This window comes from Pseudomonas sp. TWR2-1-1 (genome assembly GCF_049897045.1).
In the GTDB taxonomy this organism is placed as follows: Bacteria; Pseudomonadota; Gammaproteobacteria; order Pseudomonadales; family Pseudomonadaceae; genus Aquipseudomonas; species Aquipseudomonas versuta.
In genome coordinates, this window is the sequence record NZ_JAFCVM010000004.1 from 458,504 (window position 1) to 479,766 (window position 21,263).

A 21,263-nucleotide genomic window follows, 5' to 3' on the forward strand; every position below is an offset into this window, starting at 1 on the left:
GCCAGCGATGCAGGCAACCGACTGTATCTGCAGGATTGAGCCGAAACCATCGCCAGCAAGCTGGCTCCCACAGGGCCCGGACCTGACACATACACCCTTGTGGGAGCTGGCTTGCCAGCGAAGCAGGCAACCGCCTGTATCTGCAGGATTGAGCCGAAACCATCGCCAGCAAGCTGGCTCCCACAGGGCCCGGACCTGACACATACACCCTTGTGGGAGCTGGCTTGCCAGCGATGCAGGCAACCGCCTGTATCTGCAGGATTGAGCCGAAGCCATCGCCAGCAAGCTGGCTCCCACAGGGCCCGGACCTGACACATACACCCTCGTGGGAGCTGGCTTGCCAGCGATGCAGCCAACCGGCTGTATCTGCAGGATTGAGCCGAAACCATCGCCAGCAAGCTGGCTCCCACAGGGCCCGGACCTGACACATACACCCTTGTGGGAACTGGCTTGCCAGCGATGCAGGCAACCGGCTGTATCTGCAGGATTGAGCCGAAGCCATCGCCAGCAAGCTGGCTCCCACAGGGCCCGGACCTGACACATACACCCTTGTGGGAGCTGGCTTGCCAGCGATGCAGGCAACCGGCTGTATCTGCAGGATTGAACCGAAACCATCGCCAGCAAGCTGGCTCCCACAATGTTAACGCCCCATCAAGGCAGCGCCCACAGTGTGGTGTCAGTCCCTGAATACTTCATCCAGCAGGTTGTGCATGGCGGTGAAGGCTCGATGTGCGGTTTTGGCGTCGTACATCATTTTGCCCGGCACGTTGGCATGGGGGTCTGTGAAGGAGTGCACGGCGCCGCCATAGCTGGTCAGTTGCCAGTCGATGCCGGCCGCGTTCATCTCGGCTTCGAAAGCCGGCAATTGTTCATGGGGCACCAGCGGGTCGGACGCGCCATGCAGCACCAGCACTGATCCGGTGATGCTCTTGGCATCGATCGGATTCGGTGTATCAAGGGATCCGTGGAAGGAAATGGCAGCTTTCAACGGTGCACCACCACGCGCCAGTTCCAGCGAGCAGCAGCCACCGAAACAGAAGCCAAACGTCGCCAGCTTGCTGCTGTCGACCACGGCCAGGCCCTGGTTTTTCAGCACGTCATAGGCCGCCCACATGCGCTTGCGCAACAGGGCGCGGTCGTTCTTGAGCGGCATCATCGCAGCGCCCGCCTCGTCACCGTTGGCCGGGCGAATGGCCTGGCCGTACAGGTCAGCGATCAGCACCACATAACCCTGCTCTGCCACTGATTTGGCAATCTCTTCAGCGCCTTCGCTAATACCCATCCAGTTTGGTGCCATCAGCAAGCCCGGCAGCGGGTCTTCTCGACTCGGGTCAAAGGCCAGACGGCCTTCGTAAGACAGGCCGTCAATTTGATAGGCAACGGAACTGACCGTAATAGATTTCATTAAAAACTCCTGAATTCGAAACAAAAAAAACCCGCCGAAGCGGGTTTTTTATAGCTCAGTTATACCGACAACTCTACTAACAGTTTATTTAGACGACGGACATAGGCCGCGGGGTCTTTCAAACTGTCACCGGCCGCCAGGGCTGCCTGATCAAAGAGGATGTGCGACAGGTCGCCAAAACGCTCTTCGCTTTGCTCCGCGTCGAGTTTCTCGATCAGCGGATGAGCCGGGTTGAACTCGAAGATCGGTTTGGAATCCGGCACTTTCTGCCCGCTGGCTTCCAGGATCTGGCGCATTTGCATGCCCAGGTCCTGCTCACCGATGGCCAGAATGGCAGGTGAGTCGGTCAGACGGTGCGATACCCGCACTTCGCTGACGCTTTCGCCCAGGGCTGCCTTGATGCGCTCAACCAGACCTTCTTTGGACTTGGCGACTTCTTCTGCGGCTTTTTTGTCCTCTTCCGAGTCCAGGTTGCCCAGATCGAGATCACCGCGTGCCACGTCGACAAAGCTCTTGCCGTCGAAATCGCTGAGGTAGCTCATCAGCCACTCGTCGATACGATCGGTCAGCAGCAGCACTTCGATGCCTTTCTTGCGGAAGACTTCAAGGTGCGGGCTGTTTTTGACCTGGGCGTAGGTTTCGCCGGTCAGGTAGTAAATCTTGTCCTGACCTTCTTTGGCACGGGCCAGGTAGTCGGCCAGAGCAACGTTTTGCTCGCCGTCGTCACCATGGGTCGAAGCAAAACGCAGCAGACCGGCGATTTTTTCCTTGTTGGCGAAATCTTCAGCCGGGCCTTCTTTCATGACCTGGCCAAAGTTCTTCCAGAAGCCCTGATATTTCTCAGGCTCGTTCTTCGCCAGTTTTTCCAGCATGTCGAGTACACGCTTGGTCAGCGCCGACTTCATGGAATCGATGATCGGGTCTTTCTGCAGGATTTCCCGCGACACGTTCAACGACAGATCATTGGAATCGATCACGCCTTTAATGAAGCGCAGGTACAGCGGCAGGAACGACTCTGCCTGATCCATCACGAATACACGCTGCACGTACAGCTTCAGACCTTTTGGCGCTTCGCGCTGATACAGGTCGAACGGAGCACGGGCCGGCACGTAGAGCAGCGAGCTGTATTCCAGCTTGCCTTCTACCTTGTTATGGCTCCAGGCCAGCGGGTTCTCAAAATCGTGAGCAATGTGCTTGTAGAACTCCTGGTACTCCTCGTCTTTGACTTCAGTACGAGGACGGGTCCACAGAGCACTGGCGCGGTTAACGGTTTCCCACTCCAGAGCCGGTGCTTCTTCGCCCTCCGCTACGGTCTGCTCTTTAGGCAGCTCGATTGGCAGGGCGATATGGTCGGAATACTTTTTGATAATGTTGCGCAGACGCCAGCCATCAGCGAACTCTTCTTCGCCTTTCTTCAGGTGCAGCACGATTTTGGTACCGCGATCAGCTTTCTCGACGGTAGCAACTTCAAACTCGCCTTCGCCCTTGGAGGACCAATGCACGCCTTCACTTGCAGGCGTACCGGCACGGCGGCTGAATACGTCAACCTTGTCAGCCACGATAAAGGCCGAGTAGAAACCCACGCCGAACTGGCCGATCAGGTGCGAGTCTTTCTTCTGGTCGCCCGACAGGTTCTTCATAAAGTCAGCAGTACCGGACTTGGCGATCGTACCCAGGTGGGTGATCACGTCGTCACGGTTCATACCGATACCGTTGTCTTCGAGGGTGACGGTATTAGCGTCCTTGTCGAAGCTCACACGGATTTTCAGGTCAGCACCGCCTTCCAGCAGTTCAGGCTTGGAAAGCGCTTCGAAACGTAATTTGTCGACAGCATCAGAGGCGTTCGAGATCAATTCGCGAAGGAAGATTTCCTTGTTGGAATACAGCGAATGGATCATGAGGTGTAGCAGTTGCTTGACCTCGGTCTGGAAGCCCAGGGTTTCTTTTTGAGTTTCCACGCTCATTGTTATCAAACTCCGATTAGATGGCATGAGCCACGCCCGAGAGGGTTGGCGGCGGGATGTCATGAAAGTTGGGGGCTAAGGTTCAAATTTCAAGGCCCGCACAATCAATGCCGCACTTTTCACTCCGTGACAGCTGCATATAACCTCTCGTTTATATATCTGAACGGCCATGGAACTTAAGCGCACAGCACGTGCTCAAACGCCCAGTAGATCTACTCATAAGGAGAAACACCCCATGCGTAATACTTTTGCTGTTGCCCTGATGCTTGCTGCCACCCTCGGTCTCGCTGCTTGCGACAAAAAATCCGAAGACAAGGCCCAGGAAGCTGCTCAACACACCGAGCAATCTCAAGAAAAAATGAATGAAGCCCAAGACAAAGTAAACGATGCGGCCAAAGAGAACGCTGAAGCGGCTAAAGCCCAGGCTGAGTCGAATGAAGCTGCAGCTAAAGAAGCTGCTCCGGCTGCACCTGTGGCAACTCCAGAAAGCAAGTAATCCGCTTTTGTGAGCTGCAACACAAAGCCTGCCAAGTGCAGGCTTTGTTGTATCTGGCTGTTAAGGATTGAAACTCACAATCTTCAATCCCCTGCCAGGAAGTACGCCCATCAAAAAAGCCCTGCATCTAATTAGATGCAGGGCTTTTTGATTGACTCAGTGCACGCTTTTGCCGTGCAGGGTCATTACGCGATAGCTTCTTGACGCTTACCCAACATGCGGTCGCAAATTACCGCACCCAGCAAGGTAACCAGACATGGCACCAGCCACGCCAAACCCTGGCTGCTGAACGGCATGTTAGCCAGTTGGGCAGGAATCCACTCACCCAGGCCTGCACCTTTAAGTGCATCGATGGTGCCGAAAATAAACGACACCAGCATCACCGGGCCAACAATCCGTGCCTGCGCATGCCACAAGCCTTTGCAGAAGCTCAAGGCCACAAGGACGATACACGGCGGGTAAATAGCCGTCAGCAGCGGGATCGAGAACGCAATCAACTTGGTCAGGCCAAGGTTGGATACGAACAGCGAGAACACGGCGAGGATAACTACCAACGTCTTGTAGGACAGCGGCAAAACCTTGCTGAAGTATTCAGCACAGGCACAGGTCAGCCCCACCGCGGTAACCAGACAGGCCAAAGCAATCAGCACTGCCAGGAAGCCACTGCCAAGCGAACCGAAGGTGTGCTGGACATAGGCGTGCAGGACTGCAGCACCGTTGGTTGCACCGGCGGCCACTTCGTGGCTGCCCGACCCCAGACGGAACAGGCTGACATACACCAGCGCCAGACCGACACCAGCGATGAGGCCGGCAATGATTGCGTAGCGGGTAATCAGCTTTGGCGATTCAACACCGCGCGAACGAATCGCGTTGACGATCACGATGCCGAATACCAGTGCTCCGAGGGTATCCATGGTCAGGTAGCCATTGATAAACCCCTGGGAGAACGGTGCTGCCACATATTCCGGGGTCGCAACGCCAACATCACCGGCAGGCAAGGCAAAGGCTGCAATGCCCAGAATCGCCAGCGCAATGATTTTCAGCGGCGCCAGGAACCGGCCAACAGTGTCCAGCAAGCGTCCTGGGTACAGCGACACAAAGAACACGATCAGGAAGTACACGGAGCTGTACAGGAATAGCGCCAGCGGGCTTTCACCGGTCAATGGGGCCAGACCGACCTCAAATGAAACGGTAGCCGTACGCGGGGTGGCGAACAGCGGGCCAACGGCCAGGTAGCACACCGCTGCCAGTATGCCGCCAGCCACTTTGCCGATCGGGCTGCTCAGGGCATCCATGCCGCCGCCGACCTTGGCCAGTGCAATGACGGTGACGACCGGCAGGCCTACAGCAGTGAGCAGGAAGCCCAATGCGGCCAACCAGACATGAGGTCCGGACTGCAAGCCCACGATAGGTGGAAAAATAATATTGCCAGCCCCGACAAACAGGGCAAATGTCATAAACCCAAGTGCCAGAATGTCCTGGCCTTTCAAAACTTTCATTACGGAAATACCACACTACTGAATCGGAATTTAGAGGGGAATTTCCCGTGCGGATGTGGGAAATGCTGTCAGCCTGAATAAGGTTGACCCGTCTAGCGCGCGGCTTCCTTTTGGGATGCATACGCAAAAATGCAGAGTTGGTGGCAAGGTTACCGATTTTTTTCCTGAAACGCACTGTTACAGGGCGGACTGTCCGATGAACGAACGCAGTTGTCGCTTAAGTGACATCGAAAATCGTTTTCCTGTGATTTTCTTATTTCGCAATCAGAACTTTCCTACATATGTAATAGCTGCTGGAGATAACTTTCTCTCAACTCCATTACTTCCGGCATATCAGATGTCTGCAGCGCGAGCTCCTGCAATAAATGCTTTATCCCGCAATGCACAAAGGCCACCCGAAGGTGGCCTTTGCCTGGTGTAACAGTCAGCTAAGCACGTGGCTTATTTGATTGCCCAGCCAGTCAGCTCGGACAGAGCCTTGCCGATGTCTGCCAGCGAACGCACGGTTTTAACGCCTGCGTCTTCCAGAGCAGCAAACTTCTCGTCTGCAGTACCCTTGCCGCCAGAGATGATTGCGCCAGCATGGCCCATGCGCTTGCCAGCAGGGGCAGTCACACCAGCGATGTAGGAAACAACCGGCTTGGTCACGTGTGCCTTGATGTAGGCAGCCGCTTCTTCTTCAGCCGAACCGCCGATCTCACCGATCATTACGATCGCTTCGGTCTTAGGGTCTTCCTGGAACAACTTCAGGATGTCGATGAAGTTGGAGCCTGGGATCGGGTCACCACCGATACCAACGCAAGTCGACTGACCAAAACCGGCGTCAGTAGTTTGCTTGACAGCTTCGTAAGTCAGGGTGCCGGAACGCGACACGATGCCTACTTTGCCTGGCAAGTGAATGTGACCTGGCATGATGCCGATCTTGCATTCGCCTGGAGTGATAACGCCAGGGCAGTTAGGGCCGATCAGGGTAACACCCAGCTCGTCGCACTTAACTTTAGCGTCAAGCATGTCCAGGGTAGGAATGCCTTCAGTGATGCAAACGATCAGCTTGATGCCGCCGAACGCTGCTTCAAGGATCGAGTCCTTGCAGAAAGGAGCTGGAACGTAGATGACGCTGGCGGTTGCGCCAGTGGCTGCTACGGCTTCTTTCACGGTGTTGAACACTGGCAGACCCAGGTGCTCGGTGCCGCCTTTGCCCGGAGTTACGCCACCAACCATCTTGGTGCCGTATTCAATGGCTTGCTGGGTGTGGAAGCTGCCCTGCGAACCAGTGATGCCCTGGCAGATAACTTTGGTGTCTTTATTGATCAGGACGCTCATTACTTGCCCTCCGCAGCTTTAACAACTTGTTGAGCAGCGTCGGTCAAGCTGGTAGCAGCGATGATGTTCAAGCCGCTTTCTGCCAGTACTTTAGCGCCCAGTTCAGCGTTGTTGCCTTCAAGACGAACAACCACCGGGATTTTCACGCCGACTTCTTTCACTGCGCCGATGATGCCTTCGGCAATCATGTCGCAACGAACGATGCCGCCGAAGATGTTGACCAGTACTGCAGCGACATTGCTGTCGGACAGGATGATCTTGAACGCTTCGGTTACGCGTTCTTTGGTTGCGCCGCCACCAACGTCAAGGAAGTTGGCTGGCTTGCCGCCATGCAGGTTGACGATGTCCATGGTACCCATGGCCAGGCCAGCACCGTTGACCATGCAACCGATGTTGCCTTCCAGTGCTACGTAGTTCAGTTCGAACTTGGCAGCGTGCGCTTCGCGCGGATCGTCTTGCGACGGATCGTGGAAAGTTTTCAGCTTTGGCTGACGATACATGGCGTTTGCGTCGATGTTGATTTTCGCATCGAGGCAGTGCAGATCGCCGTCAGTCTTGATTACCAGCGGGTTCACTTCCAGCAGAGCCAGGTCGTGATCCTTGAACAGCTTGGCCAGACCTACGAAGATCTTGGCGAACTGAGCAACTTGCTTGCCTTCCAGACCCAACTGGAATGCCAGCTCGCGACCCTGGAATGGCTGAGCGCCAACCAGTGGATCGATAGTAGCTTTCAGGATTTTTTCTGGAGTGTCGTGAGCGATTTTCTCGATGTCCACGCCACCTTCGGTGGAAGCCATGAACACGATGCGGCGGCTCGAACGGTCAACGACAGCGCCCAGGTACAGCTCTTTAGCGATATCAGTGCACGATTCAACCAGGATCTTGGTGACCGGCTGACCATTGGCATCAGTCTGGTAAGTCACCAGACGCTTGCCCAACCACTGTTGTGCGAATGCTTTAGCGTCTTCTTTGCTGCGAACCAGCTTAACGCCGCCCGCTTTACCGCGACCACCTGCGTGAACCTGGGCTTTGACAACCCATTCAGTTCCGCCGATTTTATCGCAAGCTTCTGCGGCTGCTTCCGGGGTATCTACTGCATAACCCTTGGATACTGGCAGGCCGTATTCAGCGAACAGCTGCTTACCCTGATACTCGTGAAGATTCATGCTTTTTACCGTCTTCGTTAGGTACTGCGCATTCGGCGCTGCACTTTAATTAGTGCCGCACCACCTGTGACTGCTGCTTGTGCTGCCCGGACAAACCCGACTCCCGCGCAGGCGGGGCCGGATCTGGCTCAAGCGACATAAGACTGCGTCCGGCGGAAATTCCGCGGTGAGGCTTGCGTACAAGGCTCACGACGGGCAAACCGCCGTGGTTTCTTATTGTCTGGTATTAACGTTTTTTGCGGTTGGCAATGTGGATGGCGCCGCCATTCACTGCCAGTGCTGCTTCGTGCAACGCTTCGGAGAGGGTCGGATGGGAGAAAACCATCATGCCCAGATCCTCGGCGCTGGTGCCGAATTCCATACCGATAGCGCCCTGCTGAACCAGCTCTGCAGCGCTCGGGCCAATCACGTGGACGCCCAGTACGCGGTCAGTTTTGGCATCGGCAATGACTTTAACAAAGCCACCGGTGTCGTTTGCTGCCATCGCACGGCCACTGGCTGCGAACGGGAAGGTGCCGACGTTAACTTCAACGCCTTCAGCTTTCAAGGCCTGTTCGGTTTTACCGACCCACGCGATCTCCGGGTGAGTGTAAATAACCGATGGAATCAGGTCGTAGTTCATCTCGGTCTTGTGACCCTTGATGCGCTCGACAACCATGACGCCTTCTTCAGAAGCCTTGTGTGCCAGCATCATGCCGCGAACTACGTCACCGATGGCGAATACGCCCGGAACGCTGGTGGCGCAATGATCGTCAACAAACACGAAACCGCGCTCATCGATGGTCACACCGCTGTCAGCTGCCAGCAACTCGGTGGTCACCGGACGGCGACCAACGGCTACGATCAGCTTGTCAAAGGTGATGGTCTGTTCGCCGTTGGCGTCGGTGTAGGTCACAACGACTTCTTCGCCGTTAACCTTGGAACCGGTGACGCGAGCGCCCAGCTTGATGTCCAGGCCCTGTTTGGTCAGGGTTTTGTAGGCTTCTTTGGATACGGCAGCGTCAGCGGCCATCAAGAACGTGTCCAGAGCTTCCAGAACAGTTACCTGAGCCCCCAGACGGGACCATACCGAGCCCAGTTCCAGACCGATTACGCCAGCGCCGATCACGCCCAGACGCTTGGGTACGGACTGGAATTCCAGTGCGCCAGTCGAATCGACGATGATGTTGTTGTCGACCGGTGCAGGTGGAATGTCGATCGGACGCGAGCCCGAAGCCAGAATCACGTTCTCGGCTTCGATGATTTCAACGCTGCCGTCAGGCTTGGTCAGTTCAACTTTCTTGCCGGCCAGCAGCTTGCCGTGGCCTTGCAGGGAAGTCACACCGTTGGCCTTGAACAAGGTAGCAACACCGGAAGTCAGACCTTTGACGATGTTGGCTTTACGGCCGATCATCGCAGCAACGTCCATCTTCACTTCACCGGTGGTGATGCCGTGGATGGCAAAACCATCCTTGGCTTCGTGATACTTCCAGGTGCTGTCCAGCAGCGCCTTGGATGGAATGCAACCGACGTTCAGGCAAGTACCGCCCAGTGCCAGCTTGCCTTCCTTGTCGGTGTACTTTTCGATGCAAGCAGTCGAAAGACCCAGTTGCGCGGCCTTGATGGCGGCCACGTAGCCGCCAGGGCCCGCACCAATCACTACAACGTCAAATTTCTGAGACATGTAAAAGAATCCTCTTTAGCGACAAGCTTCAAGCCGCGAGCTGCAAGTCGAACCCCTTTTGAGGATTGCGGCTTGCAGCTCATGGCTGCTTCTATCAGATATCCAGCAGCAGACGAGCCGGATCTTCCAGCAGGTTTTTGATTGCTACCAGGAAACTTACAGCTTCTTTGCCATCGATCAAGCGGTGATCGTAGGACAGAGCCAAATACATCATCGGACGGATTACAACCTGACCGTTGATAGCCATTGGACGCTGAAGAATGTTGTGCATGCCCAGGATTGCGGCTTGCGGCGGGTTAACGATCGGAGTCGACATCATCGAACCGAAAGTACCACCGTTGGTGATAGTGAAAGTACCACCGGTCATTTCGTCCATCGACAGCTTGCCGTCGCGGGCTTTTTTGCCGTAGGCCGCAATGCCGCCTTCGATTTCAGCCAGGCTCATCAGTTCGGCGTTACGCAGAACCGGTACCACCAGACCACGGTCGCTGGAAACAGCAACACCGATGTCGGCGTAGCCGTGGTAAACAATGTCGGAGCCGTCGATCGAAGCGTTAACAGCCGGGAAGCGTTTCAGCGCTTCGGTGGTTGCTTTCACGAAGAACGACATGAAGCCCAGGCGTACGCCGTTGTGGGACTTCTCGAACAGGTCCTTGTACTTCGAACGCAGTGCCATGACTTCGGTCATGTCCACTTCGTTGAAAGTGGTCAGCATCGCCATGTTCGATTGAGCTTCTACCAGGCGCTTGGCCACGGTAGCGCGAACGCGGGTCATCGGAACACGCTTCTCGACACGGTCGCCCGCAGCCAGAACAGGAGCAGCCGGAGCAGCAGCGGCTTTGGCCGGAGCAGCAGCCGGAGCGACTTTCTTGGCAGCAACAGCAGCTACCACGTCTTCCTTGGTCACACGACCGCCTTTGCCGGTGCCGGCAACGGAGGCGATGTTGATACCGTTTTCTTCAGCGATCTTGCGAGCAGCCGGAGCTGCTACCGGATCGTCTTCGCCTTCGGCAGCCGGGGCAGCAGCAGCCGAAGCAGCAGGTGCAGCGGCGGCTGGAGCAGCGCTGGCGCCGCCTTCAACGATGGAGCCCAGAACTTCGTCGGACAGAACGGTGTCGCCTTCGTTCTTTACGATTGCGCCCAGCACGCCGTCAGCTGTAGCCAATACTTCCAGCACAACCTTGTCGGTTTCGATGTCAACAATCAGGTCGTCGCGCTTTACAGCGTCGCCTGGTTGCTTGTGCCAGGTGGCAACGGTGCCATCGGCAACCGATTCCGGGAAAGTAGGGGCTTTAATCTCGATAGCCATGTTCGTGGTTCCTTAAATTCGGTTTCAGTGCGCGAAGGCGTTAAACAGTAAACGCGTCTTGCAACAGTTTTGCCTGTTGCTCAGCGTGCATCGATGCATAACCACAAGCAGGTGCAGCAGAAGCGTCACGGCCCGCGTACTCAAGTACGAGAGATTTATCGTGACCGCCAATGATGCGGCGCATGTGATGCTGGCTGCAGTACCAGGCACCCTGGTTCATCGGCTCTTCCTGACACCAGACAATATGTTTGGCGTTTTTGTACGGAGCCAGGACTTCAATCAAGTCGTCCTCAGGGAACGGGTACAGCTGCTCAAGACGCACGATGGCGATGTCATCACGACCTTCGGCACGGCGTTTTTCCAACAGGTCGTAGTAGACCTTGCCGCTACACAGAACGATGCGACCAACTTTCGCCGGATCTTGTGCATCGATCTCTGGAATAACGGTCTGGAACGAACCTTCGGCCAGATCTTCCAGGGTCGAGACTGCCAATTTGTGGCGCAGCAACGACTTGGGTGTCAGTACGATCAGCGGCTTGCGCAGCGGACGGATAACCTGACGGCGCAGCAGGTGGTAAATCTGCGCTGGAGTCGTTGGTACGCACACCTGAATGTTGTGCTCGGCGCACAATTGCAGGTAACGCTCAAGACGTGCAGAGGAGTGCTCCGGGCCCTGACCTTCGTAGCCGTGCGGCAACAACATGGTCAGACCGCACAGACGGCCCCACTTGTGTTCACCGCTGGTGATGAACTGGTCAATTACAACCTGAGCGCCGTTGGCGAAGTCGCCGAACTGGGCTTCCCAGATAACCAGAGCATCAGGCGTGGTGGTCGAATAGCCGTATTCGAACGCCAGTACCGCCTCTTCCGACAGCAACGAGTCGTACAGGTCAAAACGTGGCTGACCCTGATACAGGTGCTGCAGCGGGATGTAGGTACCAGCATCTTTCTGGTTGTGCAGTACGGCATGACGGTGCGAGAACGTACCGCGGCCGATGTCCTGACCGGTCATGCGAATCGGGTGACCTTCGAACGCCAGGGTCGCGTACGCCATGGTTTCGGCATAACCCCAGTTGATCGGCAGGCCGCCGGCTTGCATTTTTTGACGATCTTCGTAGATCTTCGCAACCTGGCGCTGAACCACGAAGCCTTCCGGAATTTCCAGCAGCTTGGCCGACAGTTCTTGCAGGGTTTTCAGATCAAAACGCGTGTCGTGACGCGCAGTCCAGGCGTGGCCCAGATACGGACGCCAGTCAACGAACAGCTCTTTGTTCGGCTCTTTGACCAGACTTTTCACAACATGCAGACCGTTGTCCAGCGCGTTGCGGTATTCGTCGATCTTGGACTGAACGCGCTCTGCGTCAACCACGTTTTCCTGAGTCAGACGCTCGGCATACAGTTCACGGGTAGTGCGCTGTTTGGCGATTTGCTGATACATCAACGGCTGAGTGCCGTTTGGCTCATCGGCCTCGTTGTGACCGCGGCGGCGGTAGCAGAACAGGTCGATCACGACGTCGCGCTTGAACTGCATGCGGTAGTCGATTGCCAACTGGGTGACGAACAACACGGCTTCCGGATCATCACCATTTACATGGAGGATCGGTGCCTGAATCATTTTCGCGACGTCAGTGCAGTACTCGGTGGAACGCGAGTCTTCAGGGTTGCTGATGGTGAAGCCAACCTGGTTGTTGATGACCAGGTGAACGGTACCGCCAGTCTTGAAGCCGCGGGTCTGCGACATCTGGAAGGTTTCCATGACCACGCCCTGACCTGCAAATGCAGCGTCACCGTGGATGGAAATCGGCAGCACTTTCTCGCCGGTCTTGTCGTTACGACGATCCTGGCGGGCACGTACCGAGCCTTCAACCACCGGGGAAACGATTTCCAGGTGGGAAGGGTTAAACGCCATCGCCAGGTGGACTTCGCCACCGGAAGTCATGACGTTGGAGGAGAAGCCCTGGTGGTATTTAACGTCACCGGAACCCAGCTCGATTTTCTTCTTGCCTTCAAACTCGTCGAACAGGTCGCGCGGGTTTTTACCGAAGGTGTTGACCAAAACGTTCAGGCGGCCACGGTGAGCCATGCCGATAACGATTTCTTTGGTGCCGTAGTTACCCGAACGCTGGATCAGCTCGTCCAGCAAAGGAATCAGGCTTTCGCCGCCTTCCAGGCCGAAACGCTTGGTGCCCGGGTATTTGGTGCCCAGGTATTTTTCCAGACCTTCAGCAGCAGTCACGCGCTCAAGCAAATGGCTCTTGATTTCAGCCGAATACGTTGGGCGGCCACGTACGCTTTCGAGGCGCTGTTCAAACCAGTGGCGCTGCTCGGAATCGACGATGTGCGTGAACTCGGCGCCAATGGTGCGGCAATATGTCTGCTGCAAAGCTTCGAGAATTTCGCGTAGGCTCGCTTCCTCTTTGCCGATGTACAGGTCGCCGGCACGGAAGGTCGTATCAAGATCGGCATTGGTCAAGCCGTAATGATTGATCGACAGGTCTGCAGGTGCAGGACGCTGCCACAGCCCCAGCGGATCAAGCTGGGCTGCCTGGTGGCCGCGCATCCGATAGGCCTGGATCAATCGCAGCACTTCAACTTGCTTCTTCTCATGCTCACTGCTCACGCTCCCGGCAGAAACCGGTTGGGCGCGGCGCTGGTTCTTTGCCAGCAGCACGAAATGGTCGCGGATTGTAGAGTGCGAAACATCGTTGGCAGAGTTGCCGTCATTGGGCAACGTCTGAAAGTAGGTGCGCCATTCTTCTGGCACAGCGTTAGGGTCGTGCAGGTAGAGCTCGTAGAGCTCTTCCACATAGGCAGCGTTACCACCTGAAAGATAGCCGCTGTTCCACATGCGCTGCATCACGCTTTCTTGCATGCTTGGTCACCCTCGGTTAGGGGACACCATCGACGAGAACACCAGAGCACGCTTGAGAAAGTCCGAATACAGCGACTAAAACAAGCCACTTAGGATCACGCTGATAGTCCGGGTACCAGCCCGGATGCCCCTGCTGGTCTCATTTCTTCAAAATAAGAGCCGCAGCTTTTTGAGCTGTTGCTCAGGTTAAAACTACGGCGCCGGTTGAAGCCTGCGCCGTAGCATCTACGGTTAAAACGGTCTTGCAGTACAGCCTTGAATCACACGCCGCTCTGCAGCAGCATGCTACGCACGTGACCGATGGCCTTAGTCGGGTTCAGGCCCTTCGGACACACGTTTACGCAGTTCATGATCCCGCGGCAGCGGAATACGCTGAACGGATCATCCAGTGAAGCAAGGCGCTCGCTGGTTCTGGTGTCACGGCTGTCAGCCAGGAAACGGTAGGCTTGCAGCAGTGCAGCAGGGCCCAGGAACTTGTCCGGGTTCCACCAGAAGGACGGGCACGAAGTCGAGCAGCAAGCGCACAGGATGCACTCGTACAGACCGTCGAGCTTCTCACGCTCTTCCGGAGACTGCAGACGCTCGATGGCCGGGGCCGGAGTATCGTTCTGCAGGAACGGCTTCACTTTCTCGTATTGCTTGTAGAAGATGCTCATATCGACGACCAGGTCACGGATAACCGGCAAACCTGGCAGAGGACGAACGATCAGCTTGTTACCTTTTACAACAGCAGACAGCGGCGTGACGCAAGCCAGGCCGTTTTTGCCGTTGATGTTCATGCCGTCGGAGCCGCAAACGCCCTCACGGCAAGAGCGACGATAGGAAAAACCTTCGTCCTGCTCTTTGATCAAGGCCAGCACGTCCAGCACCATCAAGTCTTTACCATTGGTATTGACCTGAAACTCCTGCATGAACGGCGCGGCATCCTGATCCGGGTTGTAGCGATAAACACTGACTTTCAACATATCGGCCACCCTTAGTAAGTCCGAATCATAGGTTCAAAGGTCGGAACGGTTTTTGGCGAGAAGTTCACCGCACGTTTGGCTACGCGCTTTTCACCCGGGAAATACAGGGTGTGGCACAGCCAGTTAACGTCGTCACGATCTTCGAAATCTTCACGGGCGTGAGCACCGCGCGACTCTTTACGAACTTCAGCAGCGATTGCAGTCGCTTCAGCCACTTCGAGCAGGTTTTGCAGCTCGAGGGCTTCGATACGAGCAGTGTTGAACGCCTGGCTCTTATCGTTGATTTTCACGTTGGCAATGCGCGCGCGCAGATCAGCCAGCTGGGCAATACCCTTCTGCATGTATTCGCCAGTACGGAATACACCGAAGTAGTTCTGCATGCAGCTTTGCAGCTCTTTACGCAGGGTTGCTACGTCTTCGCCGTCAGTACGTGCGTTCAGGCCATCCAGACGTGCCAGGGCAGCGTCGATGTCGGACTGGCGCGGACGGGCGTAATCAACGCCTTCTTTCAGGGTCTGCTCAAGGAACAGGCCGGCAGCACGACCGAATACCACCAGGTCGAGCAACGAGTTGCCGCCCAGACGGTTGGCACCGTGAACCGATACGCAAGCCACTTCACCCACTGCAAACAGGCCAGGGATGATCTGGTCGACGCCATCAGCGTCCTGAGTGATGGCCTGACCATGAATGTTGGTGGCAACGCCGCCCATCATATAGTGGCAAGTTGGAACTACCGGGATCGGCGCTACGGCTGGATCGACGTGAGCGAAGGTCTTGGACAGTTCCATGATGCCTGGCAGACGGCTGTGCAGAACTTCTTCACCCAGGTGATCAAGTTTCAGCATTACGTGGTCACCGTCCGGACCGCAACCGTTGCCCGCGATGATTTCTTTAACCATCGAGCGAGCTACAACGTCACGACCGGCAAGGTCTTTGGCGTTCGGAGCATAACGCTCCATGAAACGCTCACCGTGCTTGTTGATCAGGTATCCACCTTCACCACGGCAACCTTCTGTAACCAGTACACCGGCGCCGGCAATACCGGTCGGGTGGAACTGCCACATTTCGATGTCCTGAACCGGTACGCCTGCACGCAGCGCCATGCCGATACCGTCACCGGTATTGATCAGGGCGTTGGTAGTAGAGGAGTAGATACGGCCTGCACCACCAGTGGCCAGCACGGTCGCGTTAGCGCGAACGTAAGAGGTTTCACCGGTTTCGATGCAGATCACGATCATGCCTACAAAGGCACCATCTTCGTTCTTCACCAGGTCGACACCGTAGTACTCGTTAAGGAATACAGTGCCGGCCTTCAGGTTGGCCTGGTACAGGGTGTGCAACAGCGCGTGACCGGTACGGTCGGCTGCAGCGCAAGTACGGGCAGCCTGGCCACCCTTGCCGAAGTCCTTGGACTGACCACCGAAAGGACGCTGATAGATACGGCCCTGTTCGGTACGGGAGAACGGCAAACCCATGTGTTCCAGCTCGAAAACGGCTTCCGGGCCTACGGAACACATGTACTCGATAGCGTCCTGGTCACCGATATAGTCGGAGCCCTTGACGGTATCGTACATGTGCCAGCGCCAGTCATCGTTTGGATCCGCAGACGCGATCGCGCAGGTAATGCCACCCTGAGCCGATACGGTGTGGGAACGAGTCGGGAAAACCTTGGTGACTACGGCAGTCTTGTGACCGCCTTGTGCCAGCTGCAGAGCAGCGCGCATGCCTGCACCGCCGCCGCCAATGATGATGGCGTCGAACGAGAGTGTATTAACTGTGTTAGCCATGAATCAGATACCCCAAAGAATCTGCACACCCCAGACGAAGTAAGCGAACATTGCAACGCCGCAGACTGCCTGGAAGAGGAAACGTACTGCTGTCGCGGACTTGCCCAGCGCCATTGGCGTCAGGTAGTCGGTCGCGATGGTCCACATGCCGACCCAGGCGTGTGCGCCCAGAGCAACAAGGGCCAGCAGGCTGAAGATACGCATCCAGTTGCTTGCGAACAGCTCATGCCATTGGGCGTAGCCAATGCCTGGGTTCGCAACGAGGTATCCGATCAGGAAGATGAAATAAGCCGCTAGAACAACCGCAGACACACGCTGTGCCATCCAGTCATAGAGGCCCGAACGCGACAGGTTCGTAACGCTGGTTACCATATCCAAACTCCCGCCAGAACAATCATCACCACAGAAATGACGATTACGATTTTCGAGCCCAGTCGGCCGCCTTCAAGCGTCTCACCGATGCCCATGTCCATGATCAAGTGGCGCACACCGGCAACCAGGTGATACAGCAAGGCAGAGAGCAGGCCCCACGCAACGAATTTGGCCAGCGGGCTGGTCAAGCATGCCTTCACCTCGGCAAAACCTTCTTCGGAACCCAGGGATTTGCTCAATGCATAAAGCATGAAGCCCAGGCCGAGAAAAAGAATGATGCCCGATACACGGTGCAGAAATGACGTAACGCCGGTGATGGGGAGTTTGATGGTCCTTAGGTCTAGGTTTACAGGTCGTTGGCTATTCACGGCTTTTTTCACACTGAAGAGCCCCTAACAATCAGGGCAAGTTTGTTGGGATGCGCACTGGTCAGGTACCCACCACCCGGGAGTGACGACCCCCATCTAAACAGGCCCAAAAGCCCCTGGCGGTCGGCTGCCGAGTATAGACAGTTAGGTCGCTAATGACAACGCAATCACCTTCCCCTAATAGCGCATTGCGCTTCGGGCATAAAAGGCGTAAACGGCCGGGATATTCGCTAAAAATCGCTGTTCAAAGCCTTGTACAGCAAGACTTTAGGCAAATTGACATTCGAATTTATCTCACTATAGTGGTGCGGGCCCTGCGTGGGGGGTCTGTCTGATGATTTCAAGCATAAATAGGAGGCCACATGGCTGACAAAAAAGCGCAGTTGATCATCGAGGGCGCAGCCCCCGTCGAGCTGCCCATTTTAACTGGCACCGTGGGTCCCGATGTAATCGATGTGCGAGGCCTTACGGCCACGGGCCGGTTCACATTTGACCCTGGCTTCATGTCGACCGCATCTTGCGAGTCGAAGATCACCTATATTGATGGTGACAACGGTATCCTGCTGCACCGCGGCTACCCGATCGAACAGCTGGCCGAACACTCTGACTATCTTGAAACCGCTTACCTGCTGCTGAACGGCGAATTGCCGACCGCAGAGCAGAAGGCTCAATTTGTCAGCACCGTGAAGAACCACACCATGGTTCACGAGCAGTTGAAGACTTTCTTCAACGGCTTCCGTCGTGACGCCCACCCGATGGCGGTCATGTGCGGTGTAGTCGGCGCCCTCTCGGCCTTCTACCACGACTCCCTGGACATCAATAACCCGCAGCATCGCGAAATCTCTGCGATCCGTCTGGTTGCCAAGATGCCTACCCTGGCTGCGATGGTTTACAAGTACTCCATGGGTCAACCCATGATGTACCCGCGTAACGACCTGACCTACGCCGAAAACTTCCTGCACATGATGTTCAACACGCCGTGCGAGATCAAACCGATCAGCCCGGTACTGGCCAAGGCAATGGATAAAATCTTTATCCTGCACGCTGACCATGAACAGAATGCTTCGACCTCCACCGTACGCCTGGCAGGCTCTTCGGGTGCCAACCCGTTTGCCTGTATTGCTGCCGGTATCGCTGCACTGTGGGGCCCTGCCCACGGCGGCGCCAACGAAGCCGTGCTGACCATGCTCGACGAAATTGGCGATGTGTCCAACATCGACAAATTCATCGCCAAGGCCAAGGACAAGAACGATCCGTTCAAACTGATGGGCTTCGGTCACCGGGTTTACAAAAACCGCGACCCGCGCGCCACGGTCATGAAAAAGACCTGCGACGAAGTACTCAAGGAACTGGGCATCAAGAACGATCCGCAACTCGAACTGGCCATGCGCCTGGAAGAGATCGCCCTGACCGACCCGTACTTCATCGAGCGCTCGCTGTACCCGAACGTCGACTTCTACTCGGGGATCATCCTCAAGGCGATCGGCATTCCAACCAGCATGTTCACCGTGATCTTCGCCCTGTCGCGTACAGTCGGCTGGATCTCGCACTGGAAAGAAATGCTCTCCAGCCCGTACAAGATCGGCCGCCCGCGCCAGTTGTATACCGGCTACGAGCAGCGTGACATCACCAAACTGGAAGACCGCAAGTAAGGCCTGTCCCACGATAGAGTCCTGATTGCAGCCAATACGGCCCCTGCCTCTTAACAAGAGCAGGGGCCGTATTAGTTTGTGCTGAATGCAACTGCCTGCAGGAGCGAGCTTGATCGCGAGCTCTTGTAGCGCCAACCAATAGCTCGCGACCAAGCACGCGCCTACACATTATTGAGCAGCGATACAAACAAAAATCCCCCTGCCTTGCGACAGGGGGATTCTTTTGCACCTACCCTTTACAGCCGATTAATGATCCACCGCCCCGCTCGCCCCCAGGCCGGTCTGAGAACGCACAAACTGAGGAAAGAACAGTGCCCGCTCTTTCTCTGCAGCCTTGGACTTGTCAGTGATGGAGAAGAACCAGATACCCGCAAACGCGATGATCATCGAGAACAACGCCGGGTACTCATAAGGGAAGATGGCTTTTTCATGGTGCAGGATCTGCACCCAAATGGTCGGGCCAAGGATCATCAGGCCAACAGCACTGATCAACCCCATCCAGCCGCCAATCATCGCACCGCGGGTGGTCAGGTTTTTCCAGTACATGGAAAGCAGCAAGACCGGGAAGTTACAGCTGGCAGCAATCGAGAACGCCAGGCCAACCATGAACGCAATGTTCTGGCTTTCAAACAGAATGCCAAGACCAATCGCCAGCACGCCCAGGATCACAGTAGTGATCTTCGAGACGCGGATTTCATCCTTGTCGTTGGCTTTGCCTTTCTTGATCACGCTGGCATACAGGTCATGGGACACCGCCGAAGCGCCCGCCAGGGTCAAACCTGCAACCACCGCCAGGATGGTGGCAAAGGCCACTGCCGAGATAAAGCCCAGGAAGATACTGCCGCCGACCGCATCTGCCAGATGCACTGCCGCCATGTTATTACCGCCCAGCAAGGCACCGGCAGCATCCTTGAACGCAGGATTGGTGCTCACCAGCAGGATCGCGCCAAAACCGATAATGAACGTCAGGATATAGAAGTAGCCAATAAAGCCGGTCGCGTAGAGCACACTCTTACGGGCTTCTTTTGCATCACTTACGGTGAAGAAGCGCATCAGGATGTGAGGCAGACCCGCAGTACCGAACATCAGCGCCAGCCCGAGGGAGAATGCCGAAATCGGATCCTTCACCAAACCACCGGGGCTCATGATGGCCTCGCCCTTTGGGTGGACCTTGATGGCTTCGGCAAACAGCGAGTTGAAGTCGAAGTTAACGTGCTTCATCACCATTACGGCCATGAACGTAGCGCCCGACAACAGCAGAACCGCCTTGATGATCTGTACCCAGGTGGTCGCCAGCATGCCGCCGAACAACACGTACAAGCACATCAGAATACCCACCAGAATCACTGCAACGTGGTAGTCCAGACCGAACAGAAGCTGAATCAGCTTGCCCGCCCCCACCATTTGCGCAATCAGATAAAACGCCACCACTACCAGCGAGCCGCAGGCAGACAGCGAGCGAATCTGGGCCTGGCCCAATCGATAGGACGCCACATCGGCAAAGGTGTATTTGCCCAGGTTACGCAGACGCTCTGCGATCAGAAACAGAATGATTGGCCAGCCTACAAGGAAGCCGATCGAGTAGATCAGGCCGTCGTAGCCAGAGGTGTACACCAGCGCGGAAATACCCAGAAAAGACGCGGCAGACATGTAGTCGCCCGCAATAGCCAGGCCATTCTGAAAACCGGTGATTTTGCCGCCCGCAGCGTAATAGTCCGCTGCCGATTTATTGCGCTTTGAAGCCCAATACGTAATGCACAAAGTTGCCCCGACAAACAGGACAAACATAATGATCGCCGAAACGTTAAGCGGCTGTTTTTGAACTTCTCCGGTCAGGGCTTCTGCTGCCCAGACACTCGGAGCCAGGGCTGCAATTCCCAGTGTTGCCAATAGACGCCTGATCATTGCCCCGCCTCCTTGAGAATTGCATTGTTCAGGTCATCAAACTCGCCATTGGCCCGGTGTACATAAATGGCCGTCAGAATAAAAGCCGAAACAATCAGCCCCACTCCGATGGGTATGCCCCAGGTAATGGACGAATCAGGGGTTAACTTGGCCCCCATGATGTGCGACCCATAAGCAATCAAAAGGATAAAGGCGGCATACAACCCGAGCATGATTGCCGAGAGTATCCAGGCGAAGCGTTCTCTTTTTCTGACCAGTTCCTTGAAGAGGGGACTGTTTTGAATAGAGAGGTAAATGCTGTCGTTCATTATTTTTGTCCTCGCAGCACAGATGAGATGGAACGTTTTCACTATTAGGGGGCTTCAAATTCAATTCCAGACGACTTTAGTAGTAGAGCCTCAACTGCGCTCAAGCCCCCGGTTTCTCTAGTCTGCAAGGACGATGTGCACCCGCAACAACCCCCGTAAACGCAAAAACCGTTTGGCGTAAACACCAAACGGTCTTGTGTACTGCGAGC

At 55.8% G+C, this 21,263-nt stretch carries 16 protein-coding genes; 2 read left to right on the plus strand and 14 right to left on the minus strand.

The window, feature by feature from the left end:
- Positions 1-676: 676 nt before the first annotated feature.
- Together ACP7BO_RS13235 and htpG are read right to left on the minus strand one after the other, a co-directional pair.
- Positions 677-1,405: a dienelactone hydrolase family protein gene (locus ACP7BO_RS13235; RefSeq protein ID WP_060691341.1), complete on the minus strand. Its 729-nt coding sequence runs from the start codon at positions 1,403-1,405 to the stop codon at positions 677-679.
- A 59-nt stretch (positions 1,406-1,464) separates the two neighbouring features.
- Positions 1,465-3,369 (minus strand): molecular chaperone HtpG, encoded by a 1,905-nt coding sequence (gene htpG, locus ACP7BO_RS13240; RefSeq protein WP_397456157.1) that lies wholly within the window; start codon positions 3,367-3,369, stop codon positions 1,465-1,467.
- Positions 3,370-3,604: 235 nt separating this feature from the next.
- Here htpG and ACP7BO_RS13245 point away from each other — a divergent pair, with 235 nt between their 5' ends.
- On the plus strand, positions 3,605-3,865 hold the full coding sequence (locus tag ACP7BO_RS13245; protein WP_003446926.1) for a hypothetical protein: 261 nt from the start codon (positions 3,605-3,607) through the stop codon (positions 3,863-3,865).
- Positions 3,866-4,050: 185 nt separating this feature from the next.
- Here ACP7BO_RS13245 and brnQ read toward each other — a convergent pair whose 3' ends face one another.
- The 10 genes from brnQ to sdhC form a co-directional block, all read right to left on the minus strand.
- Positions 4,051-5,364, minus strand: a complete 1,314-nt coding sequence (gene brnQ / locus ACP7BO_RS13250; RefSeq protein WP_060691339.1) for a branched-chain amino acid transport system II carrier protein — start codon at positions 5,362-5,364, stop codon at positions 4,051-4,053.
- Positions 5,365-5,805: 441 nt separating this feature from the next.
- Positions 5,806-6,687, minus strand: a complete 882-nt coding sequence (sucD, locus tag ACP7BO_RS13255) for a succinate--CoA ligase subunit alpha (protein WP_060691338.1) — start codon at positions 6,685-6,687, stop codon at positions 5,806-5,808.
- The gene (gene sucC / locus ACP7BO_RS13260; protein ID WP_003446919.1) at positions 6,687-7,853 is read right to left on the minus strand and encodes an ADP-forming succinate--CoA ligase subunit beta; all 1,167 of its coding nucleotides are present in this window, start codon (positions 7,851-7,853) and stop codon (positions 6,687-6,689) included. Before sucC ends, sucD begins: the two co-directional genes overlap by 1 nt.
- Before the next feature lie 226 nt (positions 7,854-8,079).
- Positions 8,080-9,516: a dihydrolipoyl dehydrogenase gene (gene lpdA, locus ACP7BO_RS13265; protein ID WP_060691337.1), complete on the minus strand. Its 1,437-nt coding sequence runs from the start codon at positions 9,514-9,516 to the stop codon at positions 8,080-8,082.
- A gap of 94 nt (positions 9,517-9,610) precedes the next feature.
- Positions 9,611-10,825 (minus strand): 2-oxoglutarate dehydrogenase complex dihydrolipoyllysine-residue succinyltransferase, encoded by a 1,215-nt coding sequence (gene odhB, locus ACP7BO_RS13270; protein WP_426210841.1) that lies wholly within the window; start codon positions 10,823-10,825, stop codon positions 9,611-9,613.
- A gap of 40 nt (positions 10,826-10,865) precedes the next feature.
- On the minus strand, positions 10,866-13,697 hold the full coding sequence (locus tag ACP7BO_RS13275; RefSeq protein ID WP_060691335.1) for a 2-oxoglutarate dehydrogenase E1 component: 2,832 nt from the start codon (positions 13,695-13,697) through the stop codon (positions 10,866-10,868).
- A gap of 260 nt (positions 13,698-13,957) precedes the next feature.
- Positions 13,958-14,662, minus strand: a complete 705-nt coding sequence (locus ACP7BO_RS13280) for a succinate dehydrogenase iron-sulfur subunit (RefSeq protein ID WP_060691334.1) — start codon at positions 14,660-14,662, stop codon at positions 13,958-13,960.
- An 11-nt stretch (positions 14,663-14,673) separates the two neighbouring features.
- Positions 14,674-16,449, minus strand: a complete 1,776-nt coding sequence (gene sdhA / locus ACP7BO_RS13285; protein WP_426210844.1) for a succinate dehydrogenase flavoprotein subunit — start codon at positions 16,447-16,449, stop codon at positions 14,674-14,676.
- A gap of 3 nt (positions 16,450-16,452) precedes the next feature.
- Positions 16,453-16,821, minus strand: coding sequence for a succinate dehydrogenase, hydrophobic membrane anchor protein (gene sdhD, locus ACP7BO_RS13290; RefSeq protein ID WP_003446906.1), 369 nt, complete (start codon positions 16,819-16,821; stop codon positions 16,453-16,455).
- On the minus strand, positions 16,815-17,201 hold the full coding sequence (gene sdhC / locus ACP7BO_RS13295; RefSeq protein ID WP_085985560.1) for a succinate dehydrogenase, cytochrome b556 subunit: 387 nt from the start codon (positions 17,199-17,201) through the stop codon (positions 16,815-16,817). Before sdhC ends, sdhD begins: the two co-directional genes overlap by 7 nt.
- 350 nt (positions 17,202-17,551) lie before the next feature.
- Here sdhC and gltA point away from each other — a divergent pair, with 350 nt between their 5' ends.
- On the plus strand, positions 17,552-18,841 hold the full coding sequence (gene gltA, locus ACP7BO_RS13300) for a citrate synthase (protein WP_060691332.1): 1,290 nt from the start codon (positions 17,552-17,554) through the stop codon (positions 18,839-18,841).
- 246 nt (positions 18,842-19,087) lie between these two features.
- Here gltA and ACP7BO_RS13305 read toward each other — a convergent pair whose 3' ends face one another.
- Together ACP7BO_RS13305 and ACP7BO_RS13310 are read right to left on the minus strand one after the other, a co-directional pair.
- Positions 19,088-20,746, minus strand: coding sequence for a cation acetate symporter (locus tag ACP7BO_RS13305; protein ID WP_060691331.1), 1,659 nt, complete (start codon positions 20,744-20,746; stop codon positions 19,088-19,090).
- Positions 20,743-21,054 (minus strand): DUF485 domain-containing protein, encoded by a 312-nt coding sequence (locus ACP7BO_RS13310; RefSeq protein ID WP_060691330.1) that lies wholly within the window; start codon positions 21,052-21,054, stop codon positions 20,743-20,745. Before ACP7BO_RS13310 ends, ACP7BO_RS13305 begins: the two co-directional genes overlap by 4 nt.
- Positions 21,055-21,263 lie beyond the last annotated feature (209 nt).